The sequence below is a fragment of the Immundisolibacter sp. genome, from assembly GCF_028696615.1.
GTDB lineage: Bacteria > Pseudomonadota > Gammaproteobacteria > Immundisolibacterales > Immundisolibacteraceae > Immundisolibacter.
This window is the reverse complement of the sequence record NZ_JAQVGQ010000103.1, coordinates 1-8,901: the sequence shown is the minus strand read 5'-3', so window position 1 is coordinate 8,901 and position 8,901 is coordinate 1. Positions and strand designations below refer to the sequence as shown.

General features: G+C 68.8%; 8 protein-coding genes. 4 read left to right on the top strand and 4 right to left on the bottom strand.

Features of this window, described 5'->3' with window-relative positions:
* Together PHC73_RS08180 and PHC73_RS08175 are read left to right on the top strand one after the other, a co-directional pair.
* Positions 1-1,691 (top strand): PQQ-binding-like beta-propeller repeat protein (locus tag PHC73_RS08180; protein WP_300126604.1); only part of this gene is annotated, 1,691 nt, incomplete at its 5' end.
* A 2-nt stretch (positions 1,692-1,693) separates the two neighbouring features.
* A complete protein-coding gene (locus tag PHC73_RS08175; RefSeq protein ID WP_300126602.1) occupies positions 1,694-3,769 on the top strand; it encodes a TonB-dependent receptor in 2,076 nt (691 codons plus the stop codon).
* A 320-nt stretch (positions 3,770-4,089) separates the two neighbouring features.
* Here the strand turns inward: PHC73_RS08175 and PHC73_RS08170 are convergent, their stop codons facing one another.
* Positions 4,090-4,920, bottom strand: coding sequence for a hypothetical protein (locus PHC73_RS08170; protein ID WP_300126600.1), 831 nt, complete (start codon positions 4,918-4,920; stop codon positions 4,090-4,092).
* A gap of 208 nt (positions 4,921-5,128) precedes the next feature.
* Between PHC73_RS08170 and PHC73_RS08165 the strand changes: the two genes are divergently transcribed.
* A complete protein-coding gene (locus PHC73_RS08165) occupies positions 5,129-6,475 on the top strand; it encodes a Rieske 2Fe-2S domain-containing protein (protein ID WP_300126598.1) in 1,347 nt (448 codons plus the stop codon).
* Between the two features lie 27 nt (positions 6,476-6,502).
* A complete protein-coding gene (locus tag PHC73_RS08160; protein WP_300126596.1) occupies positions 6,503-6,994 on the top strand; it encodes an aromatic-ring-hydroxylating dioxygenase subunit beta in 492 nt (163 codons plus the stop codon).
* A gap of 37 nt (positions 6,995-7,031) precedes the next feature.
* Here PHC73_RS08160 and PHC73_RS08155 read toward each other — a convergent pair whose 3' ends face one another.
* The 3 genes from PHC73_RS08155 to PHC73_RS08145 form a co-directional block, all read right to left on the bottom strand.
* Positions 7,032-7,289, bottom strand: coding sequence for a hypothetical protein (locus PHC73_RS08155; protein WP_300126594.1), 258 nt, complete (start codon positions 7,287-7,289; stop codon positions 7,032-7,034).
* On the bottom strand, positions 7,286-8,080 hold the full coding sequence (locus PHC73_RS08150; RefSeq protein ID WP_300126592.1) for an ABC transporter permease: 795 nt from the start codon (positions 8,078-8,080) through the stop codon (positions 7,286-7,288). Before PHC73_RS08150 ends, PHC73_RS08155 begins: the two co-directional genes overlap by 4 nt.
* The coding region (locus tag PHC73_RS08145) for an ABC transporter permease (RefSeq protein WP_300126590.1) at positions 8,077-8,901 on the bottom strand (825 nt) is incomplete at its 5' end. The genes PHC73_RS08150 and PHC73_RS08145, both read right to left, overlap by 4 nt.

Below are 8,901 nucleotides of genomic sequence, written 5' to 3'. Positions count from 1 at the left end.
AGCCGGTGGGGGAGACGCTGACCATCGATCCGGCCAAGCCGTACACCATCACCGGCGCGCCGCGCATCGTCAAAGACAAGGTCATCATCGGCAACGGCGGCGCCGAGTACGGCGTGCGCGGCTACGTCTCGGCCTACGACGCCGCCAGCGGGCAAATGGTGTGGCGTTTCTGGACCGTGCCGGGCGATCCCGCCAAGGGCTTCGAATCGCCGGACGTCGAGATGGCCGCCAAAACCTGGAACCCAGCCGGCGAGTGGTGGAACAAGGGCGGCGGTGGCGGCACGGTGTGGGACTCCATGGCCTACGACCCGCAGCTGAACCTGCTGTACGTCGGTGTCGGCAACGGCGCGCCGTGGAACCGCTGGGAACGCAGTCGCGGCGAAGGCGACAACCTGTTCCTGTCGTCCATCGTGGCGCTCGATCCCGACACCGGCCGCCACGTGTGGCACTACCAGACCACGCCCGGCGAGACCTTCGACTATACCGCCACGCAGCACATGATCCTGGCCGACATCACCATCGGCGGGCAGCTGCGCAAGGTCATCATGCAGGCGCCCAAGAACGGCTTTTTCTACGTGCTGGATCGCGCCACCGGGCAGTTCATCTCGGCCAACAACTACGTGCAGGTGAACTGGGCGAGCCACGTCGACCCGCTCAGCGGCCGGCCGGTCGAGACCGACCCCGCCCAGTACCGCGACCACGAGAAGCTGATCTTCCCGGCGCCGTTTGGCGGCCACAACTGGCAGCCGATGTCCTACAGCCCGCTGACCGGGCTGGTGTACATCCCGGCCCAGGACCTGCCCTTCACCTACGCCGCGGAAAAAGACTTCAAGTACGGCCGCCACCCCTGGAACATGGCGGTCGACATGGCCGCCGCCATGCCGCCGGCCGATCAGGATCCGGCGCTGACGCGCAAGGTGATGCGCGCCATCGCCAAGGGCCACATCGCCGCCTGGGACCCGGTGGCGCAGCGGGAAGTCTGGCGCGTGCAGCACGACGGCCCCTGGAACGGCGGCATGCTGAGCACGGCCGGCAACCTGCTGTTCCAGGGCACCGCCAAGGGTGAACTGGTGGCCTACCGCGCCGACAACGGCCAGCGGCTGTGGAGTGCGCCCACGCAGTCCGGCATCGTGGCGCCGCCGATCAGCTACGCCGTCGACGGCGAGCAGTACATCGCCGTGATGGTCGGCTGGGGCGGGGCGCTCGGTCTTGCCGGCGGCGTGGCACCGATGCAGGGCGACAAGGTCGGCGGCCGGCTGCTGACCTTCAAGCTCGGCGGCACGGCGCAGTTGCCGCCGCCACCGCCGCCGCCGGCCCTGCCCGAGCCGCCGGCGCAGACGGCATCCGCCGCCACCATCGCCAAAGGCCACGATCTCTACCACGCCTACTGCTCGGTGTGTCACGGCCTGAATGCCGAGGCCTCCACGCTGCCGGACCTGCGCTACATGCAGCCGGCGACGCATGAGCTGTTCGACAAGATCGTGCTGGACGGTCTTTACAAGGATCTGGGCATGGTCGGCTGGGCCAAGTACCTCGGTGCCGACGACGCGCACGCCATCCACGCTTACGTCATCGAGCGCGCGCACCAGACCCGGCGCGAGCAGGCCGGCGGCTGGTGGCTGGCGGTCAAGGACTGGGCCTACGGCATCCTCGCCAGGCTGGTGGCCTGGTATATCCAGCTCACCGCTTGAGGGTGCATTTTCGTCCCGGCGGCGCGCGCATCGCCGCGCTGCTGCTGGCCGTCGTGCCCGGCGCCGGCCGGGCCGACGGGGCGTCGCCGCTGGTGGTCACCATCGAGGCGCCGCGCGACATCACCCACTGGACCGCGGCCGGCAGCGGCAGCCGCATCGACGGCGCCGACATCGCCCGCACCCGCCCGATGCACGCCAGCGAGCTGTTCACCCGCGTGCCGGACGTGTGGGTCAGCCGCGGCGACGGCCAGGAGAGTCTGATCGCCATCCGCTCGCCGGTACTCAGCGGCCCCGGCGCGTGCGGCGCGTTCCAGATTCTGGAAGACGGCATCCCCATCCGGCCGGCCGGCTTCTGCAACGTGAACGAGCTGTTCGAGGTCGATTTCGCGCAGGCCGCCGCGGTGGAGGTGGCGCGCGGCCCGGCCAGCAGCCAGTACGGCGCGAACGCCCTGCACGGCGCCATCAACATCGTCTCGCCGCGGCCGGGCCCGCAGCCGTGGACCTTTGGCCTCGAGGCCGGCCCGGACGACACCATCATTGGTCAGGTGTCGGCCGGCGCGCCGCACTGGCGGCTCGACGCGCAGGGTTCCGACACCAACGGTTTTCGCGACGACACGCCGACCGGCGAGCAGAAGCTCGGCGTGGGGCACCTCACGAAGCTCGGCCGCTGGGAGGTCCTGACGCACCTGGCGGCCAGCAATCTCAACCAGGAGACGGCCGGCTACATCGTCGGCGAGGATGCCTACCGCGACGCCAGCCTGCGCCGGGACAATCTCAATCCCGAGGCTTACCGCGACGCGTCCGCGGCGCGCGCCTACAGCGCCTGGCGCACCGTGCTCGGCGCGGACACGGCGCTGTCGCTCACGCCCTACGCGCGCTGGTCGCGGATGGATTTTCTGCAGCACTACCTGCCCGGCCAGCCGACCGAAGAAAACGGCCAGCGCAGCGCCGGCGTGATGCTGGACCTGCGAAAGCCGCTGCCGGGAGGGCTCGACTGGCAGGGCGGTGCGGCCGTCGAGTACGCGCACGGCTTCGTCACCGAAACCCAGGCCCGGCCGGTCAGCACCGGCTCGGCGTCTCTGAGGGCCACCCGCCCGCTGGGCGTGCATTACGACTTCGAGGTCGCCTCACGCATGGCGGCGCTGTGGCAGGCGCTGGACCTGCCGCTGGATGCCGCCGGCGCCTGGCACCTGCTGCCCAGCCTGCGCCTGGAGTATCTCGGTTACGATTACGACAACCGGGCGCTCGACGGCAACACGCGCGACGACGGCACGCCCTGCGCCTACGGCGGCTGCCTGTACAACCGCCCCGCCGATCGCCGGGACCACTTCACCAACCTGGCCGGCCGGCTCGGCCTGCGGCACGGCGAGCTCGCCGACGGCCAGTGGCACGCCGCCTGGTCGAGCGGCTTTCGGCCGCCGCAGGTCGGTGAGCTGTACCGCCTGCAGCGCGGCCAGGACGCGGCCGATCTGGACAGTGAGCGCCTCGATGGTCTGGAAATCGGCTACCGGCGCGCCTGGGCCGGGCTGCAGATCGGCGCGACCGCGTTCGGCATGAAAAAGCGCCATTTCATCTTCACCGACGCGCAGGGCTTCAACGTCAGCGACGGCAGGACGCGCCATTTCGGCCTCGAAACCGAACTCACCTGGCGCCCGGCACGGCGCCACGAGCTGAACCTTGCCGCGAGTCTCGCCCGCCACCGCTATGCCTTCGACCATGCCGCGAGTGGCGGCGAGACCATCCACAGCGGCAACGAAATCGACACCGCGCCGCCGTTCATGGGCAGTGCCCGCTGGCTGTACCGGCCGCAGCAGGACCTCACGCTGGAGATCGAGGGCATCCGCATGGGACCGTACTATCTCGACGCCGCCAACACGGCCCGCTACGGTGGTCACACGCTGCTGAACCTGCGCGCCGACTGGGCCGCCAATACCCGCATCACGCTATTCGCCCGCATCACCAACCTCACCGACCGCGACTATGCCGAGCGCGCTGACTTCGCTTTCGGCGAGTACCGGTATTTTCCCGGCCAGCCGCGGCGGCTGTGGCTGGGGGGCGAGTGGCGGCCGGGCGGATGATCCGGTGGCCGGCTCAGGCTGGCCGCGGCAGTGTGGCGAAGACGGTTCGTCTTGCGTGTCGCCGTGACCCATTCCGCAGGGCGGGCCACAAAAAAGCCCCGGTGCCAGGCGCGGGCTACCAGGGCTTGGTGTGCGGCGGCTGCGCGGTCGGCCGTGCCGCGTCGGCTCGGAGTTTGTGAAGAAATGCGCGTCCTGCGCATTTCTTGCGTCGCCCGTCCGGTACACGCCCGGACGGGCTCGCGCGAATCAAGCCCTTGCGGGCTCGATTCGCGTCCGGCCATCCCTGGCCGGCCTCGGAGCTTGAAAAATTTATAGGCCCTTCAGGCCGCCTCGGAGTAGACGCGGATCGGCTCGATGGCGTCGTTCATCAGCTCCTGGCGGATGGCCTCGATTTCCTCGTCGCTGAGCGGGTACAGGAACTGCTCGTTGCGCTGCAGCACTTCGAGGTAGCGCATGTGCCGCAGTTCGCGGAACATGTCCTCCAGATCGACGCCGTATTCGGGCGAGTAGTCCTCGCAGATTTCCTTCAGCTCCTGCGGGCCGTGGCGCAGCTCGTCGATGGCGATGCCTTTTTGCACCTTGGCCGCCTCGCGGAAGAAATCGTCCACCGGCGGCAGCTGGCTCATGGCCCAGTGCCACCCGCCCGCCGCGCCCTCGCCGGTGGCGCCGAACACGCGCGCCACCCACGGGTGCTTGCCCTTGGCGTAGGTACTCATGTTGGCGATGTAGTTGAAGTTGGCCGGCCAGCGCTCGCGCTGCGCCAGCATGGGCGCGTCCGGTTCCAGGCCGTTCGGGCCGACGTTGGCCAGCACGTAGCTGTAGATGTGCTCGACCGGGATTGGCGTGTCTTTGCCGATGGTGCGGTTCAGCAGGTTGTAGTAGCCCTGGAAATGGGACACTTCTTCCTTGATGGTCTGGAACTTCTCGTCCATGTCGCGCCCGTCCATGCCGGCGCGGATGGCCGCCTTGGCCAGGTCCGCATGCAGCAGGATGGCGCCGAATTCCTTGCCCATCTGGATGCAAAGCCAGTTCATGTCGCGTTCGGGCGTGCGCTTGGCGACATAGGCGTCGACCACTTTCTTCACCGCCGCGGTGCCCTGCTCCAGGATGCGGATGATTTCCTGCTCGATCTGCTGTGCGCTGTAGCTCATGTCGGTGTCCCCTTGCGACGTGGCCGGGTGTGGCCGCAAGACGAGCATGCTGCCCGTGCGCAGGCACGCCGTCAACGGTCGTTTGGCAGGGATTTGGCGATGCGCCGTTGACGGCCGTCAAGACTCGCCGGGTGGCGCTGCCCAGAATGGTCCCGACAGTCGGCATGGCGCCGGCTTGCGTCACGCCAAGCAGCCAAGGGGACCATCAATGGACGCACGCAGCAGCACCGGCAACCTGAATCTGGCCGGCTACCTCGACGAGCGGGTGCGCGACGGGGTGGCGCGGGTCGACCGTTCCATCTTCACCGACCCGGAAATCTTCGAGCTCGAGATGGAGCGCATCTGGGAAGGCAACTGGATTTATCTGGCCCACGAGAGCCAGATTCCGAATCCCAACGATTTCATGAGCCTGTTCATGGGCCGCGTTCCGGTCATCCTGGTGCGCAGCCCGGAGGGCGAGATCAACGCTTTCGTCAATGCCTGCGGCCACCGCGGCACCACGCTGGTGCGCGAGGTGCGCGGCAACCGCGCCGACTTCAGCTGCCCGTTCCACGGCTGGGTGTTCGACACCCGCGGTGACTGCGTGGTGGTGTTCAAGGAGCAGGGCGCCGGCTACCCGGCCTGTTTCGACAAGAAAAACTACGGCCTGACGCGCGTGGCGCGCGTGCAAAGCTACCGCGGCTTCATCTTCGGCAGCCTGAACGCAGACGTGCTGCCGCTGGAGCAGCACCTGGGTCCGGCCAAGGCGTGCATCGACCTGCTCGCCGACCAAAGCCCGGATGGTCTCGAAGTGCTCAAGGGCTCGTCGACCTACACCTTCAAGGGCAACTGGAAGATCCAGGCCGAGAACGGCGTCGACGGCTACCACCTGTACGCCACGCACGGCAACTACGTGATGACCACCGAGCACCGGCGCAAGCTGCGCGGCGACGCCGACCCGGTCAAGGCCATGCAAGTGGGCGGCATCGACAAAAAACAGGGCGGCTTCTTCGACCTCGGTCACGGCCACGTGATGTTGTGGGGTGACTTCCCGAACCCGGCCGACCGCCCGAACTACAGCCAGCTCGAGACCTACACGCAAAAGTTCGGCGCCAAGAAGGCGCACTGGATGGTAGCGCGGCTGCGCAACCTGCTGCTGTACCCGAACGTGTTCCTGATGGACCAGACCTCGTCGCAGATTCGCGTGTTCCGGCCGCTTTCCGTCGACGAGACCGAGGTCACCATCTACGGCATCGCGCCCAAGGGCGAGAACCCCAAGGACCGCGCCCACCGTATCCGCCAGTGGGAAGACTTCTTCAATGCCTCCGGCATGGCGACGCCGGACGACATCATGGAGTTCACGCAAAGCCAGATCGCCTTCCGGGCTGCCAAGTTCGCGCGCTGGAACGACCTGTCGCGCGGTCTCGAGCACCTGCACGTCAACGAACCGAACGAGGAAGCCGCCTCGCTCGGCATCCAGGTGCCGTCCTACGGCACCAAGCTCGAGGACGAAGGGATCATGCTGGCCCAGCACCGCTGGTGGCTGCAGGTCCTGACCGGCGGCCCCAAGGTCTGAACACGGCAACAACGCGGTATGACAACCATGCAACTCGATACGATTCAGGCTTGCGCCGAGCTGCTCTACACCGAGGCGCGTCGGCTGGACCAGCGCGACTGGGACGGCTGGCTGGACCTGTACCTGCCGGAGGCGACGTTCTGGATCCCGATGTGGGACAACGAGTACGAACTGACCACCGATCCGCAAAGCCAGCTGTCGCTGATGTGGTACGGCGACCGCAGCGGCCTGGAGGACCGGGTGTTTCGTATCCGTACCGGCATGTCGTCGGCGTCGGTGCCGCTGCCGCGCACCGTGCACCAGATCAGCAACATCCTGGTCGAGCCGCAGGGTGACGGCGACCTCATGGTCTACTCCAACTGCCAGACCATGAGCTACCGGCACAAGACGGTCGACAACTTCTACTGCCACTACGAGCACCGCCTGCGCCCGGTGGCCGGCACGCTGAAGATCGCGGCCAAGAAGATCATCGTGGCCAACGATCTGATCCGCGACGTGCTGGATTTCTACCGCGTCTGAGGGACCGAGCTGCCCGCCGGTACGCCGGCGGGCAGCCTCAACGGCGGGTCGCGGCCCGCCGCCGGTGACGCCACAGGCCGACCAGGCTGATGGCGAGCCAGAAAATCTCGATGACGACCGACGACAGGTTGAAGTTGACGGTCAGCGACACCAGCAGCAGCACCGCGCCTGCGGCATTGCAGGCCGAGTAGGCCACGCCGCGGCTGTCCAGGCGGCCGAGCTGCAGTCCAAGATAGCTGCCGAGCACCAGCAGCACGCCGAGATTGCCGACCGCGTCGGCCCAGGTGTAATTCACGTTTCGTCCTTTGGATCGAGTCGCCGGCGTAAATGCTCGCCCAGCGCGCCGGTGGCGTAGATCACCGCCACCAGCGCCGTGCCCGGCAGCAGCAGGTAATGCGGCGCCACCAGCAGGTAACGCGCGCCCTCGCGGATCAGGCCGCCCCAGGACGCCTGCGGCGGCTGCACGCCGAGCCCCAGAAACGACAGTCCCGCTTCGGCGGTAATGGCGCCGGCGCAGGCCAGCACCGTCTCCACCAGCAGCGGCGCTGCCAGCAGCGGCAGCAAATGCCGGCGAAGGATGCGCGCGTGCCCGCAGCCGAGCGCTATCGCCGCCGCGACATGGTCGCTGCGCTTGAGCGACAGCACCTGTGCGCGGGTGAGGCGGGCAAAGCCCACCCAGCCAACAGCAACCAGCGCGATCACCACATTGTCGACGCCGGGGCCAAGCAGACCAGCCAGCAGCAGCGCCAGCAGCAGGCCCGGAAACGCCAGCGTGAGATCGGTCACCGCGCGCAGCAGGCGATCAGCCGGGCCGCCAAGATAGCCGCCAACGAGTCCGGCGCCGACGCCGAGCAGCGCCTGTCCCGCCACCACCAGCATCATCACTTCGAGCGACACCCGCGCGCCGGTCAGCAGACGGTCCGCCAGCGGCCGGCCGAGTTCGTCACAGCCCAGCCACGCGCCGGTTTCCAATGCCGGCGCAGCGAGGATGCGCTCCAGATGCACCGCATCCGGAGCCAGCGGCAGCCACGGCGCCAGCACCGACAGCGCCAGCCACAGGCCGAGCAGGGCGACGGCAAGCCTCACGGTCGGCGCACGCGCGGGTCGATCCAGCCGTAGGCCAGATCGGTGAGGCCGTTCACCAGCACATAGATGACGGCGATCAGCAGCACGCAGCCCTGCAGCAGCGGGTAGTCGCGGGCGTTGATCGCCTCCACCGTGAGCGCACCGACGCCCGGCCAGGCGAACACCGTCTCGGTGATCACCGCCCCGCCGAGCAGCGCGCCGAGCTGCAGCCCGAACAGCGTCGTCACCGGCGGGAGCGCGTTGCGCACCCCATGCCGCCACAGCACCTGCGCCGGCGCGAGGCCCTTGGCGCGGGCGGTGCGCACGTGCTCGGCGGCGAGCGTCTCGGCGAGATTGGCGGCCAGTTGGCGTGCCAGTCCCGCCGCCAGACCCAGCGCCAGCGTGAGCGCCGGCAGCAGCAGCGAGGCAAGCCCCGCGCGCCCGGCCACCGGCAGCCAGCCCAGATGCACCGCGAACAGCAGCACCAGCAGCGGCCCGAGCCAGAACCCGGGCAGCGCCAGCGCCAGCAGCGTGAGCGCGCCGGCGAGCCGCCCGCTGGCCGCGTCCCGCCGTACCGCCATCAGCACGCCGAGCGGCAGCGCCAGCGCCACTGCCAGCGCCAGCGCGGCGGCGGTCAGTTCCAGCGTGGCCGGCAGACGGGCGGCGATGAGGTTCGTCACCGGCGCGTGGTGGCGCAGCGATTGCCCAAGATCGAACCGCGCGAGCGCGCGAAGGTACGCGCCAAGCTGCGCCGGCAGCGGCCGATCGAGGCCAAGACTCGCGCGCAGCGCAGCGCGATCGGCGCCGCTCGCCCGCTCGCCGAGCAGCACCTCGACCGGATC

Coding starts and splice junctions, on each gene's coding strand:
- PHC73_RS08165 (WP_300126598.1), top strand. CDS start 5,129: ATGGACGCACGCAGCAGCACCGGCAACCTGAATCTGGCCGGCTACCTC.
- PHC73_RS08160 (WP_300126596.1), top strand. CDS start 6,503: ATGCAACTCGATACGATTCAGGCTTGCGCCGAGCTGCTCTACACCGAG.
- PHC73_RS08170 (WP_300126600.1), bottom strand. CDS start 4,920: ATGAGCTACAGCGCACAGCAGATCGAGCAGGAAATCATCCGCATCCTG.